Annotated in this window: 26 protein-coding genes; 8 read left to right on the top strand and 18 right to left on the bottom strand. The window is 57.2% G+C overall.

Features of this window, described 5'->3' with window-relative positions; all coding sequences use genetic code 11:
* The first annotated feature begins 162 nt into the window (after positions 1–162).
* Entirely contained in the window at positions 163–600 is a 438-nt protein-coding gene (locus tag P1S59_02105) for a YaiI/YqxD family protein (GenBank protein ID MDF1525051.1), read from the top strand.
* 160 nt (positions 601–760) lie between these two features.
* Here the strand turns inward: P1S59_02105 and P1S59_02100 are convergent, their stop codons facing one another.
* The 3 genes from P1S59_02100 to P1S59_02090 all read right to left on the bottom strand — a co-directional run bounded on the left by P1S59_02100 (position 761) and on the right by P1S59_02090 (position 2,659).
* Positions 761–1,978, bottom strand: coding sequence for an ATP-binding protein (locus tag P1S59_02100; protein ID MDF1525050.1), 1,218 nt, complete (start codon positions 1,976–1,978; stop codon positions 761–763).
* Positions 1,945–2,235: a hypothetical protein gene (locus tag P1S59_02095; protein ID MDF1525049.1), complete on the bottom strand. Its 291-nt coding sequence runs from the start codon at positions 2,233–2,235 to the stop codon at positions 1,945–1,947. The genes P1S59_02100 and P1S59_02095 overlap by 34 nt, the downstream gene beginning before the upstream one ends.
* A 127-nt stretch (positions 2,236–2,362) precedes the next feature.
* Positions 2,363–2,659, bottom strand: coding sequence for an ABC transporter substrate-binding protein (locus tag P1S59_02090; GenBank protein MDF1525048.1), 297 nt, complete (start codon positions 2,657–2,659; stop codon positions 2,363–2,365).
* A gap of 19 nt (positions 2,660–2,678) precedes the next feature.
* Between P1S59_02090 and P1S59_02085 the strand changes: the two genes are divergently transcribed.
* Entirely contained in the window at positions 2,679–2,903 is a 225-nt protein-coding gene (locus P1S59_02085) for a hypothetical protein (protein MDF1525047.1), read from the top strand.
* A gap of 160 nt (positions 2,904–3,063) precedes the next feature.
* On the opposite strand, the gene P1S59_02080 is transcribed toward P1S59_02085, so the two are convergent.
* The 12 genes from P1S59_02080 to P1S59_02025 all read right to left on the bottom strand — a co-directional run bounded on the left by P1S59_02080 (position 3,064) and on the right by P1S59_02025 (position 15,311).
* Complete coding sequence (locus P1S59_02080; protein MDF1525046.1) at positions 3,064–3,483, bottom strand: GFA family protein; 420 nt, start codon at positions 3,481–3,483, stop codon at positions 3,064–3,066.
* A 507-nt stretch (positions 3,484–3,990) separates the two neighbouring features.
* Entirely contained in the window at positions 3,991–4,641 is a 651-nt protein-coding gene (locus P1S59_02075; protein ID MDF1525045.1) for a V-type ATP synthase subunit D, read from the bottom strand.
* Positions 4,638–6,038: a V-type ATP synthase subunit B gene (locus P1S59_02070; GenBank protein ID MDF1525044.1), complete on the bottom strand. Its 1,401-nt coding sequence runs from the start codon at positions 6,036–6,038 to the stop codon at positions 4,638–4,640. Before P1S59_02070 ends, P1S59_02075 begins: the two co-directional genes overlap by 4 nt.
* A complete protein-coding gene (locus tag P1S59_02065; protein ID MDF1525043.1) occupies positions 6,031–7,863 on the bottom strand; it encodes a V-type ATP synthase subunit A in 1,833 nt (610 codons plus the stop codon). The genes P1S59_02070 and P1S59_02065 overlap by 8 nt, the downstream gene beginning before the upstream one ends.
* An 80-nt stretch (positions 7,864–7,943) precedes the next feature.
* Positions 7,944–8,273, bottom strand: coding sequence for a V-type ATP synthase subunit F (locus P1S59_02060; protein MDF1525042.1), 330 nt, complete (start codon positions 8,271–8,273; stop codon positions 7,944–7,946).
* Positions 8,266–9,303, bottom strand: a complete 1,038-nt coding sequence (locus tag P1S59_02055; protein MDF1525041.1) for a V-type ATPase subunit — start codon at positions 9,301–9,303, stop codon at positions 8,266–8,268. The genes P1S59_02060 and P1S59_02055 overlap by 8 nt, the downstream gene beginning before the upstream one ends.
* Positions 9,304–9,305: 2 nt before the next feature.
* A complete protein-coding gene (locus tag P1S59_02050) occupies positions 9,306–9,968 on the bottom strand; it encodes a V-type ATP synthase subunit E (protein ID MDF1525040.1) in 663 nt (220 codons plus the stop codon).
* The gene (locus P1S59_02045; protein MDF1525039.1) at positions 9,965–10,186 is read right to left on the bottom strand and encodes an ATPase; all 222 of its coding nucleotides are present in this window, start codon (positions 10,184–10,186) and stop codon (positions 9,965–9,967) included. Before P1S59_02045 ends, P1S59_02050 begins: the two co-directional genes overlap by 4 nt.
* 152 nt (positions 10,187–10,338) lie before the next feature.
* The gene (locus P1S59_02040; GenBank protein ID MDF1525038.1) at positions 10,339–12,231 is read right to left on the bottom strand and encodes a V-type ATPase 116kDa subunit family protein; all 1,893 of its coding nucleotides are present in this window, start codon (positions 12,229–12,231) and stop codon (positions 10,339–10,341) included.
* A complete protein-coding gene (locus P1S59_02035) occupies positions 12,228–12,578 on the bottom strand; it encodes a hypothetical protein (GenBank protein MDF1525037.1) in 351 nt (116 codons plus the stop codon). Before P1S59_02035 ends, P1S59_02040 begins: the two co-directional genes overlap by 4 nt.
* Before the next feature lie 666 nt (positions 12,579–13,244).
* Positions 13,245–14,027 carry a DUF362 domain-containing protein gene (locus P1S59_02030; protein MDF1525036.1) on the bottom strand — a complete coding sequence of 261 codons (783 nt, stop codon included), beginning with the start codon at positions 14,025–14,027 and terminating at the stop codon, positions 13,245–13,247.
* 411 nt (positions 14,028–14,438) lie between these two features.
* On the bottom strand, positions 14,439–15,311 hold the full coding sequence (locus tag P1S59_02025) for a HEAT repeat domain-containing protein (GenBank protein MDF1525035.1): 873 nt from the start codon (positions 15,309–15,311) through the stop codon (positions 14,439–14,441).
* A gap of 622 nt (positions 15,312–15,933) precedes the next feature.
* Between P1S59_02025 and P1S59_02020 the strand changes: the two genes are divergently transcribed.
* On the top strand, positions 15,934–16,620 hold the full coding sequence (locus P1S59_02020; protein ID MDF1525034.1) for a flavodoxin family protein: 687 nt from the start codon (positions 15,934–15,936) through the stop codon (positions 16,618–16,620).
* A gap of 61 nt (positions 16,621–16,681) precedes the next feature.
* Positions 16,682–16,930 (top strand): hypothetical protein, encoded by a 249-nt coding sequence (locus tag P1S59_02015; GenBank protein MDF1525033.1) that lies wholly within the window; start codon positions 16,682–16,684, stop codon positions 16,928–16,930.
* Positions 16,931–17,282: 352 nt separating this feature from the next.
* On the opposite strand, the gene P1S59_02010 is transcribed toward P1S59_02015, so the two are convergent.
* Positions 17,283–17,885, bottom strand: a complete 603-nt coding sequence (locus P1S59_02010) for a hypothetical protein (GenBank protein ID MDF1525032.1) — start codon at positions 17,883–17,885, stop codon at positions 17,283–17,285.
* A gap of 294 nt (positions 17,886–18,179) precedes the next feature.
* Here P1S59_02010 and P1S59_02005 point away from each other — a divergent pair, with 294 nt between their 5' ends.
* Positions 18,180–18,719 (top strand): hypothetical protein, encoded by a 540-nt coding sequence (locus P1S59_02005; GenBank protein MDF1525031.1) that lies wholly within the window; start codon positions 18,180–18,182, stop codon positions 18,717–18,719.
* Positions 18,720–18,723: 4 nt separating this feature from the next.
* Positions 18,724–20,397, top strand: a complete 1,674-nt coding sequence (locus tag P1S59_02000; GenBank protein ID MDF1525030.1) for a formate--tetrahydrofolate ligase — start codon at positions 18,724–18,726, stop codon at positions 20,395–20,397.
* Between the two features lie 240 nt (positions 20,398–20,637).
* Here the strand turns inward: P1S59_02000 and P1S59_01995 are convergent, their stop codons facing one another.
* Entirely contained in the window at positions 20,638–21,519 is an 882-nt protein-coding gene (locus P1S59_01995; GenBank protein ID MDF1525029.1) for a dienelactone hydrolase family protein, read from the bottom strand.
* 217 nt (positions 21,520–21,736) lie between these two features.
* On the opposite strand from P1S59_01995, the gene P1S59_01990 reads away from it, so the two are divergent.
* Both P1S59_01990 and P1S59_01985 read left to right on the top strand, forming a co-directional pair.
* Positions 21,737–21,895, top strand: coding sequence for a hypothetical protein (locus P1S59_01990; GenBank protein MDF1525028.1), 159 nt, complete (start codon positions 21,737–21,739; stop codon positions 21,893–21,895).
* 83 nt (positions 21,896–21,978) lie between these two features.
* A complete protein-coding gene (locus tag P1S59_01985) occupies positions 21,979–22,167 on the top strand; it encodes a hypothetical protein (GenBank protein ID MDF1525027.1) in 189 nt (62 codons plus the stop codon).
* On the opposite strand, the gene P1S59_01980 is transcribed toward P1S59_01985, so the two are convergent.
* A complete protein-coding gene (locus P1S59_01980; GenBank protein ID MDF1525026.1) occupies positions 22,157–22,885 on the bottom strand; it encodes an extracellular solute-binding protein in 729 nt (242 codons plus the stop codon). The two genes, P1S59_01985 and P1S59_01980, sit on opposite strands and share 11 nt — an antisense overlap.
* Between the last annotated feature and the right edge of the window lie 140 nt (positions 22,886–23,025).

Below are 23,025 nucleotides of genomic sequence, written 5' to 3'. Positions count from 1 at the left end.
ACACGGTGACACGGTGACACGGAGAAAAGAAGCGAAGAAAATAAGGTCTTTGAGTGGGCGGAGGGGTGCCCCATACTTCAGGAGATACCCTACGTCTTTAGCCTGCTTGGTGGTTTTTAGCCCGTCCATCATGCTTCATTTGAAACCTTGCAAGGAAGGAAAATGATCTATATCGATGCTGATGCATGTCCCGTCAAGGAGGAGACCTATAAAGTAGCTGACCGTTACTCTGTGCCGGTCTGTGTGGTTGCCAACAGCTGGATGAGAACACCCCACAACGACCGGGTGACCCTGGAGGTGGTCCCCGGTAATTTTGATGCTGCCGATGACTGGATCGCAGACCGTGCCGGACCGGGGGATATCGTTGTCACCGGTGACATTCCCCTGGCAGCCCGCTGTATCGATGCTGGCGCCAGAGTTCTGGGCACCAGGGGGGAAGAGTTCACAGAAGCGGCCATCGGGGACGCCCTTGCCATGCGGGCACTGAAGGATCACCTGCGTCAGACAGGCGAGATCACCGGCGGACCGCCTCCCATGGATAAAAAGTTTCGCTCCCGGTTCCTGGCCAAGCTCGACGAGATGATCAACGCCCTGCGGTAGGGCGGTGCGGGGGGGGGGAAGCAGGAGCAGGAAGGTGGAAGGTGGAATAATTCTTTCGACCTGGCGACTGAGCGACTGAGCGAAAAAAATATAATGCAGAACCCAGAACGCAGAACATAGACTATACTGTTCACGGATCACGGATCACACTCTTCTAAGTTCAATAAAGAATAGTACCTGCCTCCAGGTACTCCGAAAAGTAGATCTTGTAGGAAAGCCCATGTTCCCTGTCCACCTCCAGCGTGCCGGCCAGCTGTTCCACGATCACCTTCACCAGCTGCATCCCGAGAGTCGTGGTGCTGCTAATGTCCACCTCAGGGGGCAGGCCGATGCCGTCGTCAGACACCTCCAGGTAGTAGTAGTCCTTCTCCTCTATGGAACGGAAGCGGACGGTGACAGTTCCTTCGCGGTCATCGGGGAATCCGTGTTCCAGGGCGTTGGATATGAGTTCGTTGATGATAATCCCGCACGGAATGGCTGTATCTATCACCATATTGGTGTGTTCCACCTGCAGTTCAAGCCTTACCCGATCATGTCCGACCTTGTAAGAGCTGAAAAGGTTCGCCGCCAGGTTCTTGATATAGCCCCGAGGTCTACACTGGAAAGATCTGAAGACTGATAAAGGTCTTCGTGGATCAGCGCCATGGTGATGACGCGGTTCTGACTCTCTTTGTAGATCATCCGGGTGCCGGGTCGGTGATGTGATGACCCTGGCTGACAGCAGGCCAGGTTTAAGTTCCCCGGTGGAGAGCCTGGGGACCAGTTCCACCGCCGATCGCCCCGTTTTCAGAGTTCTTATGCTAGGGCAGTTGTCGCACTCGGAGTCCCTTCCGTGGTAAACCTCGTAACACTTTTTACCCACCAGAGAGGGGATGTGCCGGTACCACTGCTCCATGGTCCTGTTGACTCGCACCACGTTCAGGTCTGCGTCCAGTATGCTGATACCGTCCTGGATGCTGTCGAAAACGCTGGCGAGAAACTGCTCTCTTTCTTCCAGGGATGACACAATGGACCCGATGCTGCTACTCAGGTATTCAAACTCATCCACCCCCGTGTACTGGAGCGGCCCCTGTTCGGAAAGTGATTTAACGATCTGCCGGAGAGGGCGGTGAATATTCCAACGCAGGGAGAAGTAAAGCAGGAGGGCAGCCAGCAGGACCACCATGCCTGTGCCCAGCTGAATATTCCGTTCCCTTTCCAGGATGGCTGAGTAGGAAGAAACATCCTTGAGCAGGACGATGTGCCAGCCCCACGGCTCAAATTCGTAGTGGTAGAAATAATAATCCCGCCCGTTGTGGGAAGCCTGCCCCAGTGTATTTTCCTCACGCCCGAGCTCAATGTTCTTTACGAACTCCAGAGACACGCCGCCGTCCAGCACGAGGCGGTTCTCCTCCCTAAGTATCTTGTGTTACTCCGGCTCTCCGAGCGGATCAGATTGTAGAGGTTTTCGTTGATGATGCTGTAGGTGAACCGGGATGCCCACTTTATATCCTCTTCGATCCTGTCGGTCTGGAACTGTTCTACCGTTTTGAATACGGACATATTGAACCCCAGCCACATGAACAGCACCAACAGGACCACCGGCAAGATGATCCGGATGTTCAGGCTGTTGCTGAAACGGTGTCTGTCACTCATGGTCCCTCTTTCCGAACACGGGATCTGATGGGTGGAGTTCCTCGGGCCAGATGATCTCCTTGCGGCCCTTTTGCCACTGAATGATCACGGGGAACTGTCGGATCTGCATGCCGGTGCGATCCACCCCTTAACGCCCGATAAGGCTCATTGTGTCCAGGGTGGACAGGGCTTCATTGATCCCTTTCCTGTCGAGACCTCCCGCCTTGCGGACTGCTTTCTCAAGGATGACCCCGGAGGCATAGGCGGTTGCGGCGTGGCAGGAGGGAACAGTTGAGTAGGCGGCTTTGAAATCCTCCAGGAACTGGCGTGACCCGGGAAAAGCCAGGTCCGGGTTTGGTTCCCACCGTGTACCGGCTGGCCGGTGTATAAACCCCGAAAACGTTGTCGTGCCCCTGGGCCCATAGCTTGTCCGAAGAGGCGCCACCTATCAGGACGGGATAGCCGTGCCGTTGAGCCGCGGGGAGGATGGCAGCAGTGATGGTGCTGGAGTATGGACCGAAAACGAGATCTACCTCCTGGCTGCTCAGCATCTCCTCGTAGAGGCCAGGAGCGATGGGCCCCTCGCTCCTGTCATCCTGGATGATGATCTCTACCTGGCGTCCGGTGAGCCCACCACGGAGGTTTACCTGTTTTTCCCACAGCTGATATCCCTTCATCTGCATGGCTGACATCTCGGCGTACTTCCCGGTGTTTTTTAAGCCTGGTCTGGATGGAGAAGGGCCCGGGCCAGGGGCAAGTGAAACCAGGTAACGGAAATAGTATCGGTAACAGTTTAAGGCTATGGGGAAATATAAGGGCCTGGTTCCTCTCCCTTGGTGGAACTATTGCTCATTTCTTTCCCCACCCTTCAATAAACCTGGGCAGATCGTCGTTGATCTCGTAGTAATCCCCCTTCTGGCTGATCCAGGAGTGTCCCAGCGTTTTAAGGCCAGTCGGTTCATCCAGGGAGCCGGCCGCGACGGCGATCCTGTCTTCTCCCCGGGGATCCCAGAACAGGGAGGAACCGCAATCGCTGCAGAACCCTCTGTAGACGCTGGGGGTCTCGTCCGTGATGGAACGGAACCACTTCAGACCGCTGTCTTCGATGATCTTCAGATCATCCACTGTCGTGAGGACGTAGGCGGCGAAATGGCCGTGGAAAGTACGGCACTTGGAGCAGTGACAGCAGGCGACACCTGCGAGTTCGCTGTGTATCTCGTAGCGCACGGCTCCGCAGAGGCAGCTGCCAGTGTGGTTGGGTTCAGACATTTGGCATTCCTTTCTGAAAGCAATATGAAATTTCATCCGCTATATCTTGAATTCAGGATTCAGGATACGGAGCGGGTTCTTTTTTTTGAATTATGGGTTCTTCCGGTAAACGGGTGCCTGAGTAAAGGAATAATTATATTAAACAGGAAGAGATCTGTCTCTCGCTCGTTTGTCCCGCCCGTATCTGGATGAAAGTTTACTTTCACCCAGGTTTGGACGGAATCACCGGCTCTTGTGAGGAGAAAAGATCTTGAAGGTGTTTTGAACTTCCGGGCTTCCTTTGCGTCTTTAGTGACCGTAGGGAACGGGCGAGAGAAGAAATTCATCGGCGCTGGGAATGGCAGCTATCTGTTTCAGGAATGCAGGTCTCATTTGGAGGTAATCATTTCCAGGAAGATCTGAATCTTGAACTACCTATACGTTCTACCTTGCCGAAGCCAGGTGCCCAATGTTCTCCGGATCGTGCCCAATAGCGGTGCTGCCCTCCGGTCCGCCTCGATCACGTCCTTACTCGCGATGATCCTGCCACTGGCCGGGTTCCCCGGTTCTTAGGTGCTTTATGTGCTTGAGGCGGAATATATCCTCCCGTTCCCTCTCCTGGAGGGTCTCCTGTATGGCGTGTATGCGGTTGGTAAGGGAAGGGATGACTGTCTGGTCCAGGGCGTTGATCCGGCGACTGACTTTGCGGATCTCTTCCCCGAGCCTCTTGAGTCTTATTTCCTCGCTTGCGGTTCGCAGCAGCGTCTCGAGGAGTTTTTCGTATTTTTCCGCTGTTTCGAGGATGTAGGGGGAGGTGTCCATGGGAAGCATCCCCCTCGCCTCGGGCGTCCTCCTGAGGGAGGTAAAATGGATCTCCGGAATGCGGATCCCCCAGATGTTGACCTCACGGAGGCTTATGGGGATCTGTCTCCTGGCCGAGAGGGCTGCGGCGCTCATTCCCTGGCTGCCCGCGAAAGATCTGGCCAGCCCGGCCATGGTCATGGATTTCAGAACGTCCCGCGCCATGACCTCCCTGCTGTTCATGATGGTATCAACGATGCGAAAAAAATCCCTTATGAGCGCCTCCCTCTTGCTCTTGAGCAGATCGACCCCCGCAAGGACCAGCTGTTTTCTCGCCCTGAACTCCATGAGGTTCGTCCTGGTGGCCGGTGCGCTCATTCCGGCTCCTCTTCGCGGCCATTCCTTTGGGCCGACGGGTGATAAAGATCCAGCCAGCGACGGTCTATCCTCGTAAGGTCCGAGGAGGGAAACTCCCGGAACAGGCGCCAGACAAGCGCGAGGGATTCGGCGACCGTGCGGCCCCTGCTGCCCTGGTTTAAATAGGTATCCTCGAACTCCCTCGCGAAGGCCAGGAACCGCTGGTCCTCTGTAGTCATGGCGTCCTCACCCACGACCGCTTCCATCCGTCTCAGGTCTCTTCCCCTCGCGTAAAAGGCGTAGACCTGGTCGGCTACGTTCCTGTGGTCGGGGCGCGTTTTGGCTTCTCCGATCCCCAGGTTCATAAGGCGTGACAGGCTTGGCAGAACGTCGATGGGAGGAAAGATCCCTTTCCGGTGCAGTTCCCGGGAGAGAACGATCTGTCCCTCGGTGATATACCCTGTCAGGTCCGCGATGGGGTGGGTGATGTCGTCGTCCGGCATGGAGAGGATAGGGATCTGGGTGACGCTGCCGCCGCGGCCGCGGATACGGCCGGCACGCTCGTAGATCCCCGCGAGGTCCGTGTACATGTAACCGGGATATCCCCTCCTGCCGGGGATCTCCTCGCGGGCGTTGCCGATCTCCCGTAGCGCCTCGCAGTAGTTGGCCATATCGGTCAGGACCACCAGCACGTGCATGCCATGGGCAAAGGCCAGGTGTTCGGCGGCCGACAGGGCCACTCGCGGGGTCAGCAGCCTTTCGATGGTCGGGTCCGAGGCGAGGTTAAGGAAGACCACGGTCCTGTCCATGGCCCCGGTGGACTGGAAGGCGTCGATGAAATAGGCGGCGTCCCGGTGAGTGATCCCCATGGCTGCGAAGACGATAGCGAACCCCTCCTCTTCCCCTGGAACAGTGGCCTGTTTCACGATCTGGACCGCCAGTTCGTTGGAAGGGAGGCCGGAACCCGAAAAGATCGGCAATTTCTGGCCTCGCACGAGGGTGTTGAGCAGGTCGATGGCCGATATGCCCGTCTGGATGAAATCCGAGGGTTTGTCCCGGGCTATGGGGTTTATGGGAGCCCCGATGATCTCGGCCTCGGCCTCGGGCAGGGGAGAGGGTATCCCGTCCATGGGTACCCCGGACCCTGAGAATCGGCGGCCGAGCATCTTTTTCGAGAGCCTCACGCTGGCCGTCCTGGGCAGGTACGTAACCCAGGTCTCCCTCGTGTCGATGCCCTGGGTGGTCTCGAACAGTTGGGCGGTGGTGGTCCTTTTGGAGAGCTCCAGCACCTGCCCGTACCGCGTAAGCCCGTCAGCAGTGACGAGCTGGACCATCTGTCCCAGGAAGGTACCAGGTTCCGCGGACATGGTGACGAGGGGACCCGATATGCCGGTCAGGCCTCGTGATCTCCTAATCATCAGAGGGTCCACTATTTTTCTCCTTTCCGAACCGTTCTCTTTGCTGTCGGAGCCCTTCTGCCAGGGACTCGATCTCCTGACGCAGCGCGGCCAGGACCTGCCGGTAAGCCTCGGGGAAACTCTGGTCGGGCTGTTCGCTCAGGCGGGCAAGCTCTCCGATGGCTGCCAGCTCCACAAGATTCTCGATAGGGATTTCCGTGCCCAGGGCCGCGAGGATGATCTCGTGGCCCTCCAGGAACGCCCTGAGCATCCAGTACTGCTTTTGCAGCGAGCAATGGGCGTCCACCGGGCTGAAAGAGTTCTGCCTGAGGAAATTTTCCCGAATGAGCCTGGCCCCGAGGAGAAGGACCCTTTCATTGTCGGGTATGGCGTCCTCCCCTACCAGCTGGACCATCTCCTGGACCTCTTTTTCCCGTTCGAGGATGCGGTTTAAACGATCCTTCATCGTCGACCAGTCTTCAGCCACCTCTCGGCTGAACCACGGCGCAAGCATCTGGCCGTACAGGGAGTAACTCCGGGTCCAGCTGATGGCAGGGAAGTGGCGCCTTTGAGCCAGGGAGGTGTCCAGGGCCCAGAGCCCGCCCGCGACGCGCATGGAGCCCTGGGTGACAGGCTCGGAAAAATCACCGCCCGGCGGCGACACCGCGCTGACGATGGTGACCGAACCTGTGCGTTCATCACTGCCAAGAGCCCTGACGTGACCGGCCCGCTCGTAGAACCCTGCCAGCCTTGTTCCCATGTAGGTGGGGTACCCTTCCTCGCCCGGCATCTCCTCCAGGCGGCTGGAAATTTCCCGCAGGGCCTCGGCCCACCGGGACGTGGAGTCGGCCATGAGCGCGACGTGGTAGCCCATGTCCCGAAAGTACTCGGCCATGGTGACCCCGGTGTAGATGGACGCTTCCCGGGCGGCGACGGGCATGTTGGAGGTGTTGACAATAAGGACGGTCCTCTCCATGAGGGAACGCCCGGTCTGCGGGTCCTCCAGCCGGGGGAACTCGGTGAGGACCTCCGTCATCTCGTTGCCCCGCTCACCGCATCCGACGTAGAAGATGATATCGGCGCGGGCGTACTTGCCAAGGGTCTGCTCCAGCACCGTCTTGCCGGTCCCGAACCCTCCGGGAACGATGGCCGTGCCGCCCAGGGCTATGGGAAAAAGGGTGTCCAGGACCCGCTGCCCGGTGAGGAACGGCCTGTCCGGGGGGGTCTTTTCCATGTAGGGGCGGGGGATGCGTACCGGCCACTTCTGAGTGAGGGTCAGGGGAATCTGCCCGCCCCTTCCGTCATCCAGGATGGCCACGGTGTCCTTGACCCGGAAAGAGCCCGGCTCGATCTCCGTCAGGCGTCCCCGGAGGCCCGGCGGAACGAGGATCCTGTGGACGATCGTCCCCTTCTCCGGAACGGTGCCGATGACGTCGCCTTGGGCCACCTCGTCCCCCCTGGACGCGACCGGAGTGAACTCCCAGGCAGTCTCCCTGTCCAGGCGATATACATGGGTGCCGCGGAGGATAAAATCCCCCTCGGCCTTCCAAAGGGATTCGAGGGGGCGCTGGATGCCATCGAAGGCGTTGCCGAGAAGGCCCGGGCCCAGTTCGACCATGAGGGGTTCGTCAATACAGGTGACGGGCTCCCCAACGCTCAGCCCGGATGTGTCCTCATAGACCTGGATGGTGGTCCGGTCCCCCTGGATGCGGATAACCTCTCCCAGGATCCCCAGGTGGCCGACCCGGGCCACGTCGTACATCCTGGCGCCGCTGAGACCGACGATCTCCACCGTGGAGCCGGAAATTCTGTAGATCGATCCACCCTCTCCCATGACAATCCCCATATTCAAGCTTCAAGATCCAGGATTTCAGATTTCCTATCCCCCATTCCTTATCCCCAATTCCTCATTACTGATTCCTGATTCTATCTCCTGATCTTCATCCTGTACCCGATGGTCCTGCGGATGACCCGCGATACGAGGTCCTCCTTCTCGGCCCAGTCTTCCAGGCCGGCGGGCCGAGGGAGAGTCACGAAGAGAGGGCGGCCGCTGGCTTCGGCGCGGGTCCGCACCTTCTCAGGGATCTGTTCGTAGAGGTTTTCCGTTATCACCACGATCCCGGTTTCTTTGGACCGCAGCAGTTCCTCCACCAGCCACTGGACCCGGGCGGGGTCGCTTTCCGGTTCGATGTCGGCCCCCGTCAGCCCGAACCCCTCGATGACTTCCGGCTCGCCTATAAAGAGGATCTCAGACATGACCAGCCATCTGGACGAAAAGTTCCCCGGGGATATGGAAGACCAGGCGTGTCAATGTCAGCTTGAGCCTGGTGCCCTCCCTATGCAGGCGCAGAATGTAGGCCAGGAGAAGCCCGATGCCCATGGGGTCCCTGGCCAGGGGCCTGCTGTACCGGTGGACGAGTTCCGCCTCCATGGCCTGCTGTAGCGCGGAGGCCCGTTCATCCAGGTCCGGGTCCAGGGCCGCCTCCCGCAGGCTTTTCCTCATCCATCCCGCGGGCAGCTCCGACACAGCGTCCTGGTAGGTTTCGGCCGCGAGAACGGACCTGAAGATCTTCAGGTTCAAAGAGGCCCCACCCCCGAGGTGAAACTCGGCCAGGTCGCGATCCGAGGGGAGGGTTCGCCACATGAGCGCTGTCATCATGTTGGTCTGGTCGATCCTGTCCCGGAGAAACCGCGTCAGCACCCCGTAACTGGTTTCCCTGGCGTTTTGGACAAGGGCGTCAGTGTACGAGCGCACGAGCTCGAGCCGCTTTTGCCCGAGAAACCTGCCCTTGCCGGGTCCCACGGCCTGCCTGAAGACCCTGTGGTAAGGGAATCGCCAGATTGCCAGAAGATCGGACGCTTCCTTTGTATTTCTGCAATGGGCGAGGGCTTCGAGCTGTCCGGGATCCAGGATGCCACCGGCGAGTGTTCCGTCCAGGATGTCGCTGGGGCTTGCGCTGTGGTGCAGGCCGCTGGCCAGGGCGAGAAGGTTGTGCAGGTCCCATTCAGCCAGGCATACCCTCACCGCCTCAGCCGGTCGTCCCGCCGCGATCCGGTCCAGCCGGTGCGTCCTGACCGCGATGGCCGCGTCCACGGCACGGTACAGGAACCTGATGTCGGTGTCGGTACCGGCGCCAAGATAGGGCGCGTAGGGTGTGTCCCTAAGGGCGGCGGACCAGATCTCGGGGGTTGTCGCGGCCAGCAGGGCCCTGATCCGCTCCTCCGGGAGCAGCTGCCCGCTCATACCCCTTATCCGGGCATTGAGATAATCGATCTCCCGGGTCATTCTCAGGGTCCTTCCCCGGCTGGTTTTTCGCCAGCCCCCAGGCCGTCCACGGCGTCCGGGTTCAGGAGGCTCAGTATCCGCACCGGGGGCGCTTCCCGCAGGGCTCCGAGGCGTCCGGTGACCGTGTTGTCGATGAGCCTTGACCCGCCATCGATCCTTACCAGGACCCCGCCCAGAATCTCCTCGAGCCCGTCGACGCGGATGTCCAGGCCCATCTCCTGGAGGATCGACCGCGACGTGTCCACGTCATCCGGGTTCACGAGGATCAACGTGTCGCCGGGAGTGTCGAGCCCCGCGACGGCCTGCCGAAGCGTAGAATCCAGGCAGGAGCGCACGGAGGCCAGGATGGCGCTGTCTTCCGCGACCATGCGCCCGGCTTCCTCATAACATTTCTCCAGGAGCGCGTACCTCGCCTCGAGCGTGACTTTCTCCGCCTCGCCACGGGCCTTGTTGAGGATCCTGGCAACCATGGGAGTCGTCTCCTCCCTGGCCTTTTCGGAGACCAGTTCCAGTTGCCGCTCCAGGAAGGCCTCGGCGCCCTCCACGAGCTTGAGGGCCTCTGCCCGCGCCCTTTGAAGGTTGCCTTCGGCTTCTCTCCGGGCGTCCTGCCAGAGACTCTCGCTCAGCTGGTCCCCGCCTGAAGATAATGAACCCGGGCCGGTCATTTGAGCATCACGATGATGAGGAACGCGACGACGAAACCGAGGATGACCATGGTTTCCGGTATGGCGAGGAGGATGATCACCGTTCCGCTTATCTCCGGTTTTTCCGCCAGGGCTCCCGCGCCCGCTGAGCCGATGCGGGATTGCGCCCACCCCGTGGCCAGGGCCGGAAGGCCGATAGCGAGGGCTGCTGCGAAGGCGATCAGAACTGAATCGGACATGGCTGTCTCCCTTTCTTGCGGTGCCTCAGGCGCCGCTGGCAAGGTCGGGGGAGCGGGGAACGCGCCTTAATGCGCTTCAGGGCTTTTCTCCGCTCGTCCCCTTGGAAAACCCCGGGTTCATCCGGAAACCCAACGACCCGGGTGTCGATCGGTCATAGCGTCCGGTGCCGTTTGAAAGGTTTGTATGGCCTTCCGCCCGGCTGGTAGAACTTGCTGAAAAACTCCACGTAGTGCAGACGCAGGGAGTGGATCGTCGGGGAGAAAACTCCCAGCGCGAAGTTGAGGGTGTGAAAGATCAGGGCCAGGAAGACGCCTACGGCCAGGGATTCTGTGGTGCCCCCGATCATGTTCGCTACCTGGGCGAGGACCACCGATGAGATGCCGATGGCCATGAGCCGGACGTAGGAAAGGACGTTTCCGAAGGTCTTGAGAAGTTCCAGTGGCCCCATGAGCCCTTCGTTGAAAAGGAGCAGGGGGATACCCAGCAGCAGGAGGAAGAGGCCGATATGGCCGCCCCTCGGAAGGAATCCCGCTGTCGAGACGATGACGGCCACCAGGCCTGCAAGGCTCATCATGTTGGCCAGGGCTGAGATCCAGTGCCTGCGCTGCCCCTGGCGGACAGACACGATCAGGTTCAACAGGAGTCCGAGCATGATGTGGGTCAGTCCCAGCCCCACGACGATCAGGAGGAGGGGTATGAACAGCCTGGCCCTGTCCATCAGGACCGGGTGGAGCCCCCACTGCTGGCCCAGGTTCCCGAGGAACTCCCCGAAAAGCAGACCGAATACCACCGTGGAGACCCCGCTCAGCATGAAGATCGCGGAAAAGCTCCGCACGAGCGGACGGTCCCCGAAGCGCCTGAAGGTCCATGCCGACAGCCCCAGGAGGACAATGCCGTAAGCGATGTCGCCGAGGATGAAACCGAAGAAGAGGGGAAAGAAGAAGGCCATGAAGGGGGTCGGATCCAGGCTCCCGTACCTGGGAAGAGCCAGCAGGCTCACCAGGGGTTCGAATATCCTGACGAAGGGGGGGTTGCTGAGCTGGACCGGGACCTTGGCGTGCTCGTCGAACCGGGCGGGAACGGCCTGAACGAGGACCTCGTCGTTGTAGCTGCTCTTCACCGTACCGAGCATGTTCTGGACCTTCTCCTCCGGGATCCATCCCCTGAGGAAAAAGGTGTGACGGCTGTGAGCGCCCAAAGCCATGGTCCGGAATTCATCCAGGCGCTCGCGAAGGATCTCCCGTATCCGGCAAAGGGCGCCGTAACGGACGGTGGAAATGAGAGCCAGACTGTCGGAAAGTTCCCGGATCTGTACCGGCAGCTCTTTCTGCCGCCTGATCAGGAGGCGGAGGGTCGTGGCCAGGGGGCGGTCCTCATATTCGGTGGGCAGGCGGATCTTGGCGATGCTCTCCTCGCCCAGGAGCCTGCGGATCATCGCCTCTCTTTCCGGAGGGTAGGCGATGATGGCCGCCATGTTCTCCCTGTCCATAGGGCCTGTAAAAAGCCTGGACCGCCCGCCGGTTATCTGGTCGAGCTCCTTTTCCATCAGCGGCAGGATTCCGGTCCTTCTCCTCTCAAGGATGATCCCCATGAGCTCCAGGTTCTGGACCTCGGTGGCCTCCTCCAGCAGGGGGTAGAGGGCTGCCAGGACCCTCTCGTAGCGGTGGAGCATGGTCAGCTCGTCGCCAAGTTCGATGATCTGCGTATAGATGGGGCTTATCTCTTCGTCGGCTGATCTTATGGCCTCTACCAGGTCCTGTCTGGAGATATGGCGGGCGAACAGCCATGCGGGAGCCGTGGATGGCGTTGCCGGGGCCTTGAGGGAGACGAGCAGGCGATCCACACTCTCCAGCAGGTCGACTATCTGTTTCCTGAGGCCGGCCTTCTCATCGCTATCTGCCGGGAAGTTGATGTACTCGAGGCGGTTGTCGGTAATGGGGTACGGTTCGAGGTGTACCACACCCAGGGAGTGGACGAGGTCCAGGACTCCCATGAGGAGCCTTCTGGGCCCCATGAAAGTGACCTTGACCATGGATGTGATCATTTTTCTCCCCCCAGAAGGTGGTCCAGGATCTCATGGACGATCTGCGATCTTTTATTCTCGAAGGCCTCCCGTTCACGCCGGACGTTTTCGGTTCCTCCCGCGATGATCCTCCCAGCCTCCTGTTCGGCCTCCAGGATCAGGCTTTTCTTCCTGTGGTCCAGCTCGCGGAGGGCATCCCTTTCCGCCTCTGTCCGGACCTCCTGGGCCTGGCGCCGGGCGTCCTCAAGGACCTGCTGGGCTTCCAGCTCCTTCTGTTTCAGGAACAGGTCGATCTCCTCCTCGGTATTGTGGATCTCCTCGAGGAGTTCGAGCTCCTTCAGGTCCCCTTTTCTCTCTTCCGGGGTCATCGGTTCTGTTTCTCCTTGTAATGCTCATACATAATCCCTGTGGACAGGGTTTTTCCTGTCGCGGGGAGTAGAGTATTGCTTCCGGGGAGGGTGCCGTATCTGGCGGGCGACCATGTGGGCCTTAACGGGTTGAGGGTCGAGGGTGAGTTACAATTGGCCTGCAAAAATCTCGTTATGGTCATTTATATTTCTGCCCCCTCCACAGTTTAATTTACCACAAAAAAATGAGTATTTCAGAAGGGTAGAAGATTTGGGGTCAATCCAGTGTGTGCGTGGGTGTTCAGATCTCAGATCTCAGATCTCAAAAAAAGCTCTCTCACGCTCGTTCGTCACACCGTAGGCGTAACTCACTTCCGCCGTCGCGGACGCCAGACGATCAGCTATGGCGGACAAGAGAGTCGCAGGGAACGCAGGGGACAACTTAACGGACTAAGGTTGATGACTTCGCAAAAAGTCATCAATGCGCCCCGCGCGGGGTGCCCAAATCAATGACTTACTCCGCAAGTCATTGATTTGTAAGGAAAGGGAAAACGACGCTTTTCCCTTTCCGTGGAGCAAAAAGCCAATAATGGACTTTTTGCTACCCTGTCAAGGTTAAATACTAAACAAGCTTATTGCTTTTCCCCGGGAACTTTGCGGCTCCGCGTGAGAATGCTATCGTCATGTTCACAGGAATCGCTTCGCTAAAGTTAGATGCCGGATACTGTCGGGATCATGCCCCAACAGTCGTGCTGCCTCCCGGTCCGCCGCCATTCCATCCGTACTCGCAATGATCTTGCCTATGGGAGGCTGAGGGGGTCTGCCGGACAGGTGCCCGCCTGCCTGGCCTACAATGGCATCGATGATGGTGAGGTGGGGCTTTACGTACAGCATGAGGTCGGCGATGGCCTGGTCGGTGTCAACGGCGTGGATCTGGGATTTTTTAAAGGACCAGTAGCCGCTGTAGTGCCTGGCCGAAAGGCACCCCACCATGTTCTTCAGACCCAGGGTCACCCGGGTGATGGTGTGGTCCTTGGCAGGAGGTACCGAGACGAGTCCTGCGCCTTCGAGGTACTCCGGTAAAAAAATCTCTTTATATTCCCCGGCTGCCGGGTTCTCGTACCTTTTCACCTGCAAAGCGTCCAGGTCCACCAACTCGACGCCGAATTTCCTTGTTATCTGTTCGTAGCCGTTGAGTTTCAAGTTGTCCAGGGTGCGACCTTCCCCTGACCCTTCCGCCACCACGATCTCGGTATCCGTGCGTTCCTTCAGGTACTCAACCACCGCCATGACGCACAGAACATCGGTGGTCACCTGGGGCGGAGAGTTGTTGACCATGTTGGGCTTGATGATGATGCGATCAAAGCCCGCAAGGGTTTCGACGGCGTTCACCTTGTCGAGAGCACCGGTGATAGCCGATGGGTAATCGTCAGGGGAGGATATGGGGGTAACGGAAAGCTCAGATCTCATACTTGCCCTCAGTAGCATTAGCGAAGGAGGATCTCAACTCTCAGAGACTAAATTTAAAAGCCAATTTCACCGCAGGGTACGCAGAGTGACCCAGGGTTAATCAAGATCTAGAATATCTTACTGGAAATTCTTAAACAAGAAGGGTGTGCTCTGTCTTTCAGCTTTTACCGTCTTTAAAAGGGGCCGTTCCTTTCTTTGCGTTTTTGCGCGAGACAGTCTCTGTCGCTTTTATGGCAACCATGCCTTCCCAGGATTCAGGGTTTTACCCTGCGGTGCGGCCTGAAAATGGCCGCGCTGCGTCCTCTGCGGTAGAAAACATCACCTTTATGGTATCTGTGCATTACCCAGGATCAAGGATGGCATTACCAGGTTAGTAAATGATCTTTGATCTTCTTTGCTGGCTTAGCGTCTTTAGCGAGTGAAACGAGCGAGCGCGAGGCCGCCCTTACCACTTTCGCAGAAATTGTCCATTCCACAATTTGATAATTTCTTCAGCGCCTTCTCCAGTTCAGTCCTCACATCCTTGTGCTCATCCACCTTGAGCCGCTCCTCGATGATGGGCAAGGTCGACTGGTTGCCGATATAGCGCAGCCTTCTCGCCGCGTACCAGCGGAACCCCCAGCCTTCGTCCTGCAGCATTTTCACAAGGGCATCGTAGGAGCCAGGATCCGGGTCCAGGGACATCGGCTCTTCGGGGACGGGCAGCAGGGTGTCGGACCAGTTTATGACGATCTTCAGATCGCCGTCCCTGCGTCTCAATGCCAGCTGGTAAAGCTTGATGGCGTCGGGTTCGACCTCCACGTCCATGGGGTAGACGGGGGGCGTGTACACCGTACCGGTGGCGCCGGGCGCTGCTGCATAACCGCTCTTGTCAAACCTGGCTTTTTCATCCTCTGGATAACAGTCGAGGCCGGCTACGACGAATAACTCATGTTCACCGACAGGTAGCGCGAACCGGCACACGGAAAAGTTGTCCGCAAGAGCACGGAATTTCAGTGAACTCAGCCCGCCCCCGGGCCAGGAGGGTAGATCGGTGATGCACAGGAAATCGCCTGCATCCAATCCGCTTATGCGTGCACGGAAGGAACCGCACGTGGAGGGTCCCTCTTCCAGATGCTTGAGCCACATCCCGAAGGATGTGGGTACCCTCATCTCCCCGTATCCGACGGATTTTTCGGACTCAAGTCCTGGGTACTTGACCACCTTGTGGATGGTTCCCGGGGGAGCGCAGCCGAAGGAGGTGAGAGACAAAATGGCGGCGAGAACGAACAGTCTTTTATACATGAACTCCCCTCTCTCTTTTGTCAGTATAGCCGAGAGGTAAGGGTAATTCCAAATTTCATCCCCCTTCGCCAACGCCTATCGCCCAGCTACGGAGGACAGGAATTCCAGACTCCAAAAGTCAGTTTCTACAATGGCATTGTTTAATTCAACACAAAGTACACGAAGTTTAGAATCTGGATCTGGTTTTCTTAGTTTGTGTTACTTTGCCTGCCGTGCCTGTCCACCATCTTGTCCGCCGTAGCCTTGTGCAAAGGTGGAAGCTCGAAGAGCGGCGGTGGAAGCTTTAGCGAAGTCGCTTGGCGACGGTGGACGACCCCCAGCGTTAAATCTTTGGGTTTTATAAGAACGTTAAAGCTATAATACAGAGTTACGCAGGATCCCGCCTTTGGCGGGACCTGTGGCCGTACCGTCCCTCCACAGGCTCGGGAGCCTGAGCAAATGAAATGCGTCGAAAGGCAGAGAGCCGCAGCTAGAATCAAATCAGATACAGGGTTTCAACGGCAGCCCTCCGCGTTAAAGGTTTTAAACTTGTCGAAGTACCTATTGGGTTCAAGGTGTTCATTTCCCGGATGAACCCCAGATATTACCGTTCCAACTTCCCTGTCTTTAATGGAGGAATCCCATGCCGGATCGGAAAAAAGTCATTGGCCTTAACGGAAGCCCGAGGAAAAAGTGGAACACGGCGACCCTTATTGCAAAGGCCCTTGAGGGCGCTTTATCGAAGGGCGCCGAAACGAGGCTCATCCACCTGTACGACCTTGAATTTAAAGGGTGTCTCAGCTGTTTCGCCTGCAAGACCAGGGGAGGGAAAAGCTACGGGAGGTGCGCCGTGAAAGACGATCTAATGCCTGTATTTAAGGAGGTAGAGGAGGCGGACGCTGTCGTCCTGGGTTCGCCCATCTACTTCGGAGCCGTCACAGGTGAGATGAGGTCCTTCCTGGAGCGCTGGATGTTCCCCTACCTCACCTACACCAATCCCCCCCGGACTCTCTTTCCCGGCAGGTTGCGGACCGCCTTCATCTACACGATGAACATGGCTGATGAAGAACTTAAAAGCCGCGGGATGTACGAGATCTACTACAGCCATTTCGACATGAACCAGGGCTATTTTTCGAGGATCTTCGGGCACTCGGCCTATCAGCTGAGCATGGACACGCTACAGTTCGAGGACTACTCTGAAGTTGTAGCCGACCGGTGGAAACCGGAGGACAAGGCGAAGAGCAGGGAAGAGCGGTTCCCCGTTGACTGCGAGAAGGCCTTTGAGCTGGGAGCGGGACTTTTACAAGAAGCAACAGGGGTCAGGAGTTGAATTGAGGTGGGTCTGACTTAAATTTAATATCAAGAGGGGAGACTGGAAGGAGGAATTGGAAGTGGAATATGATCACCTGATCATCCCCGGTATGAACTACAGGCGCTCGAAAGAGGACATCATGAGAGACGTCCGTTCCGATGCGGCCGAGTGGTACAACAAGGAATTCAAGGTTCGCATTAAAAAAGGCGGTGACAGACGAGAGATCGCCAGGAAGCTTGAAGACAATACGGCAAAGTGGATCGATCTGGAGTTCCAGCGCCGCATGAACTGGAATTACGAGGAGGAAAGCACGGAACCCCTGGAATAAGAAAACAGCATTAGCGGTACAAGTTATATTAGGGACCCTCATCTTCAGATGAAGATCCTTTTGTGTCAGGTGTGGTCAGAACGTAGGTAACCAGATTTATTGACATAGAACCTGTTTTTCCAAATCCCTTTCATCCCCTTCATCCCTGTAAAAAGGGCGAATCTCAAATCTCAGACCTCAAATCTCAAAAACCCGAGATCGCTTCGCATGGTATCGGCTCGCGATGACGCCAACCTTCGGTTGGTGTTCCAGGTTCCAGTTTCGCCGTGACAAGTCGCTCAGGATTCGGCTCGCAATGACAAGCGGCACGCGTTCCACTTTAGACTTTGGACATTAGCCGTTGGACTGGAGTTCATATTTCCCTGCTCGCCCAGGCGCCCAGGTATTCAGCCTCGGGAAGCTGGCCTTTGTTTTTAAAGAACAGCCTGGTCACCGAATCCAGGGCGGGCTCGACGTCCTCCTGGGCTGCTCTTTGCCGGAGATGCTCCAGGTCCATCGGTCCGTGTTTTAGGTAGTAAAGGAGGTAGGCCTGAACGCCGTGTGTGGGTGACTCCCGGTGCCTCCATGACGCCAAGCGGTCGACCAGGAGGTCCTCCGGGCTGACCATGAGGACAGGGTAGTCTCCGAAGCTCTGGTCCACGGCCCTTTCACCCTTTCGTAGCGTATCGTTGTGGAAAACGATCGAGACACTCTCCTTATCGTGCAGCCATTGCCGGCCCAGCCGCCCGAACGCGGCCTTCTTCAGATCGCTTGCGACGGGGGGCGGCACGATCCCCACGAAATCCAGCTCCGCCGTGATGAAGGCGCCCTCAGAATACAACTCCATGGCCGCGCCTCCGACGAGGATGGGCCGTACCGCCTCATCGGGATAACAGCTCTGCATCCACCAGGCCAGGGCCGCCGTCCGGTCCAGATCATGGGGAAGGGCAAGGATGTTTTTCAGCTTCGTTTCCATATTTTTTAGATTAAAGAGATTTAAGGCGGTGTCAAGTGAAGGAAGCAATCAATAATCCAAAAGAGGCTGTCTCTCGCTCGTTCGTCCTGCCCCTGAGAGAGCCAGATCTTGCCGCTTTTGCATTAATTCTGTGCGTCCTGGGGACAGGCCCTGACCCTTTTGATTCCCTAGACTGGAACTGACCCCATAGGGATACCCCAAGGGGATGCCAGCTTGACAGGCCCGTCCTGGACGTTTATTTCTTAAATGATAAAAGGTGTTGGCGAAAGAAACCGATCAAGAAGGAGGCTGGTCATGCGTTTATACGTCGTCTTCTCGTCTATGGGACAGGACCGACCAGGTCTAGTCAAGGACATTGCGAAATTCTTCACCGCGCGCGGTATCAATATTGAACGTTCGCGAGGTTGCGTGTTGGGCAACGAATTCGGCATGATCATCCTTACCTCGGGCAAGGCCGATGATATCGAGAGCTTCATCGGCGAATTGGACAGCCTCAGGGAAAAAACAGGGCTTGATATCAATATTCATAAAACCAAGGCTCCTTCTCATCGCGAGGTTCAGCCGTCCATACCCTATAAACTCATCGCCATCACGCTGGACCGTCCCGGTATTGTGCATCAGATCTGCAAGGTGCTTTATACCAAGGGTATCAATATTGATGATATCTCCACCAATGTAGACAACAATCCGGTCACCGGCGCCAGCATCTTTGAAATGACGTGTTATTTCTCGCTGCCTGCCACGGTTAAGATCGCGGACCTGAAAGCCGAATTCACCAGTATCAGCAACGAATCCAATATCGATATCCGCTTCGATGCGGTGGTAGGCAAATAAACCCATGACAACACCCAAGAAAGCGGATCCTCTTCAGCCGGCATTAAAGTCTATAATTGAGATCGCGGAATCCATCGGCCTTGGCGAAGACGACCTGGAATTTTACGGCCGCTACAAGGCCAAGGTCCGGCTGGAGGCCATCGGGCGCTTCGAGCGCCGCCCCGGGGCCAACCTCATCCTCGTCTCAGCCATGACGCCCACACCCGCGGGCGAAGGCAAGACCACGGTTTCCATCGGGCTGACCCAGGCCCTGGCCAAGCTGGGCAAGCAGACCATCGCGGCGCTGCGCGAGCCATCCCTTGGTCCGGTCTTCGGCATCAAGGGCGGAGCCACGGGCGGAGGGCGCTCGTGCGTGCTGCCGGCCGACGAGATCAACCTGCATTTCACCAACGACTTCCCGGCAGTGGAGAGCGCGCACAACCTGCTGGCCGCCATCCTGGACAATACGGTCTTTCACGGTAACCCGCTGAATATCGACCCGCGAAAGATAACCTGGCCGCGCGTGGTGGATATGAATGATCGTTCGCTGCGGGATATCATCATCGGCCTGGGCGGTTCCACTAATGGCGTGCCGCGGGAGTCCGGCTTTGACATCGTGCCTTCCAGCGAGATCATGGCCATCCTCTGTCTCTCCCGTTCCTATCAGGACCTCAAGGACAGGATCCGCAAGATCCTGGTGAGTTTTACCTATGACGACAAACCGGTGCTCGCGGGTGATCTGAAAGTGGAAGGCGCGGTCACGGCCCTGCTCAAGCATGCCCTGCTGCCCAACCTGGTGCAGACCAGTGAGGGTGTACCTGCTGTTATCCACGGCGGCCCCTTCGCCAATATCGCCCAGGGCACCAACAGCATCATGTCCACGGATATGGCGCTCCGGCTGGCGGATTATGTTGTGACCGAGGCAGGTTTCGGCTTTGACCTGGGCGCGGAAAAATACTTTGACATCGTGGCACGCTACGGCGACTTCAACCCCAAGGTGGTGGTACTGGTGGCCACGGTGCGGGCCCTGAAATACCACGCAGGTGTGGCGCCCGATGACCTGGACACCCCCAATCCGCGGTTGGCGGTGCTCGGAATGGCCAATCTGCGCAAGCATTACGGAAACATCGACAAGTTCGGCGTGCAGTGCATCATTGCACTTAACCGTTTTGCACAGGATACGGACGAGGAGATTCAAGCCGTCATCCAGGCGGCCGAAGACGAAGGCATGAATATCGCCGCAGCCGATATATTCAGTCAGGGCGGTGAAGGCGGACTGGATCTGGCCGAGAAAACCATTAAGCTATGCTCCCAATCCACCGGTAACTATCGCCCGCTCTACGAATGGGACCAGCCCGTGGAAGACAAGATCTTCAGCGTGGCCAGCGAGATATACGGCGCTGTCTCGGTGGACTATCAGCCCATGGCCAAGCGCAACCTGGAACTCATCAAAAAATACGGATTCGACAAACTCCCGATCTGCATCGCCAAGACGCAGCAGTCGCTTTCGGATAACCCGTCCCTGCTGGGTCTGCCTTCCAACTTCATCGTCACGGTGCGCGAGATCAAGATCGCATCGGGCGCGGGTTTCCTCATCCCCATCACGGGTCAGATTCTGCGCATGCCCGGCCTGGCCAAGGCCCCGGCTGCCTACAACATCGACATCGATGACGACGGCGTCATAACGGGGATTAACTAAAAACAGGGAAAAGGAGAAAGCCTGAGGCCCTGAGCCTGTCGAAGGGGAGAACGGTTAAAAATGAAGAAGGCAGGGCATAAGTGCAGGGAATACGGTGCATGAGTGCACTGCTGCACTTTCTGCTCTACTGCACTTATAGATTCACCTTTATCCCTTAACCTTTAGCCTATAATTCCCTTCCCACTCTGACCCCCTTGCAGACCCTGAGTCGAAAGGTACTTCAAGAGTATCCTGGAAATATCAGGAGAGGTGTTTTTTGAAAAATGCCACGGTCCTCTCCCAGGCTATATTTGCTTGTGCTTCATCATAACGGGGCGTGGAATTGTTATGGAAGCCGTGACGGGTCCCCTCGTAGGTGTACATGACAAAATCATTCCCGTTTTTTTCCAGGGCGCCGCGGTAGGCTTCACTTGAAGCATTGATCCGGGGATCGTCCTCGGCATAATGGATCATCAAAGGTGCCTTTATCTTAGGTACATCTTCAGTGGCCGGGGCCATACCGTAAAAAGGAGCTCCGGCATTCAGGTCCGTTCCCATAACGATGGCCAGGTTATTAACCACGCCCCCGCCATAGCAGAAACCCGTGGCGCCAAGCTTGCCGCTAGACAGCTCGTGACCTTTCAGATATCTGGCGCTGTTGAGCAGATCGGTAAAAAGCTTGGCTGCATCTAAAGAACTTTGCATGACCTTGCCGTCGTCATCGTTTCCGGGGTAGCCGCCTATGGGTGAGAGCCCGTCAGGTGCCAGGGCGAGAAAACCTTCCGCCGCTGCCCTGCGTGCCACGTCTTCAATGTATGGATTCAAGCCCCTATTTTCATGGATAACCAGTACCGCTGGAAAGGGGCCACCTCCGGCTGGCTTGACCAGGTACCCTCGCATCTTGCCTGATGTGCCGCCAGGAGAGTCATATTCCACATAACGTGCCTTGATTCGCTCATCTGTAAAGGAGATAGTCTGCGCTTCGGCGTAGCGGGGCATCATGGCTTCAGCCATAGCAAGACCGGTTCCGCCGACCACAGCCAGCGCTGATGCCACATTGAAAAAGGTGCGTCTATCCATGAGAGTGTGAGCGTATTCATCGTATAGATCATATACCTTGGGATCGATGCTTTTCTCTTTTATATTACACCTCCAGAAAACTGACAGGTTGTTGATACGGTTGTGAAAGTGAAACCATAATCAAAGGTGGAAATCCTGACCCCAGGAAGAGCCCCCCAAGACGAACTCCAAAGATTCCTGACCCCCTCTACCTCGACCTTTCGGCAGGCTGCAATTTAACTTATACTGCCTGGAGATGTTGAACCTTCTGGTCGGGGTCGGCAAAGGGGAGGTGCTTCGAATGCAGGGGTTAATAGATATTCTGAGCTTCCGGAACTTTATCAGCTTTCCCGTGCTGCTTGTGTGTTATTACCTTGGCGCGCTGGGGATCCCCGTGCTTAGCTGGTATTCGGCGATGCGGGTAAAGCGCAGGTACTGGATGGTTGCTGAAGGATCCTAAAGCTGATCCTGGACCATGTCAGACCCCGCGACCAGGCTGCCTTTGCAGCCCTGGTCCTTTTCCTGTTCCTCTCCATGGAGACAATGTGGCGTGTTACCTTCGAGTACCTCATCGGTTTTCTGCAGATGAGGGACGCCCTCATGAGCCTGACTAAACAGCCGGGGTGCGAGAACCAGGTCATCCTGGCAGGATATCAACGCGGGGAGCCGCCCTTTTATCAGGCGGCTCCCCGTCATACTGGCGTTTATTCTATTTCCAGCCTCATTTTTTGAAAACCTCCTGGGCCTTGTCGGACTGCATGAAGGTGACGAACTTGAAGGAAAGCTCTTTGTTCTGCGAGCGGGTTGTGATGGCGATGGGCGTGCTCCGATAGACCCTGATATTTTCAGCAACCGGCACAAACTCGGTGATCGTCTTCAGGCGGTAGTGCCATGATTCCCAGGTGATCCAGGCATCGAGCTCTTTGCTCTCCTTCCAGATCCGTATTGCCTCGTTCTCATCTGCGGCAATAGCCGTGACGTTTTTGCGCAGGGTCGAGATATCACCTTTTCTTGCCGCCATATCTTCCCATATTCCCGTCTGTCCGCCACCAGCAACGACCATGACCTTGATGCCGGGGTTGTAAAGGTCAGCCAACTTCCTGATCCTTTTCGGGTTGTTTGGCCTGACAAGGATGCCGGATGGCCGCACACCGAGGCTATACCGGTAACGTGTGTCAATGAACCCCGGGTTCTTTTGAATGAATTCGTCCATGGTGTATTCCGCCGCCTCGAAAATGAGGTCAGCCTTTTCCAAAGCCTCTTTCATCCACTCACCCCGGGCCGCCGAAGTCACCTGAACCTGGACGTCGTTTTCATCCGAAAAGAGCTGGGCACATTCGCCAATAGGCCCATAGGGCCCCGAAGTGCCGTAGACGGCCAGGCTCTGGGCACCGGCCTGGGAGCTGCCTAGCAGTGCCATTGTGAAAAACAGAAGTATCGTTTTCTTCATATCCCACCTTCATGTGTTCAGGCCGCCATGCCGCCCTTGACCCCTTGCTCTCCGGGATTGAAATATCTGGGGTCGGCCAGACTCCTCGCGTACCTGATTCAATCGATTCGAATTGACTGCGTCACCGGACGTTTTCAATC

The organism is bacterium (assembly GCA_029210965.1).
Classification (GTDB): Bacteria; BMS3Abin14; BMS3Abin14; order BMS3Abin14; family BMS3Abin14; genus JALHUC01.
Note: the sequence above shows the minus strand (reverse complement) of the source record. Positions and strands in the feature narration are given on the sequence as shown.